Raw genomic sequence first — 641 nt, forward strand, 5'->3', positions numbered from 1 at the left:
GCCACAGCCACGACGACCACGACGGCCGACAGCACCGGAACCGCGGCGACCTTCGCCGACGCCCTCGCGGCGGCGGCCAGCTCGGCCACGACCGCGGCGAGCGGCGCGGGCGTCGCGACCGGCAGCGTGACCGGAACCGACATCGTCACCGCGGCGCAGAAGTACCTCGGCGTTCCCTACGTCTTCGGCGGCAAGAGCTCGAGCGGCATGGACTGCTCCGGGCTCGTGCAGAAGGTCTATGCCGACATGGGCATATCCGTTCCCCGCCTCGTTTCCGGGCAGATGAAGATCGGCACCGAGGTCGCGTCCCTCGCCGACGCGAAGCCGGGCGACCTGATCGTGACCGGCGGCGGAGAGCACATCCTGATCTACGCCGGAAACCACAAGGTCATCCACGCTCCGTACGAAGGCCGCACGGTCTGCGAAGTCGAGGCCTACATGAAGGACTCCGACATCGACACCATCCGCCGCGTGATCCCGGACGCCCCCGCGACGTCCAGCACCGCTTCGACGGCCTCGGCGACCGCCCTCACCGCGGCGAAGGCCGCCGCGACGTCCGGCACCGCCGACCTGCTCAGCGCCGCCCTCGCCTCGATGATGAAGAGCGCCTCCTGATGGCCGCCTCCTTCGGAAGCGCGGTG

The 641-nt window shown here is 70.4% G+C and carries 1 protein-coding gene; it reads left to right on the forward strand.

Going from position 1 to position 641, the window contains the following annotated elements; translation table 11 throughout:
• On the forward strand, positions 1-615 hold a 615-nt coding region (locus QN345_RS19665; protein ID WP_323509192.1), incomplete at its 5' end, for a C40 family peptidase.
• Positions 616-641 lie beyond the last annotated feature (26 nt).

It is taken from the genome of Cryobacterium sp. 10I1 (assembly GCF_035019805.1).
GTDB lineage: Bacteria > Actinomycetota > Actinomycetes > Actinomycetales > Microbacteriaceae > Cryobacterium > Cryobacterium glucosi.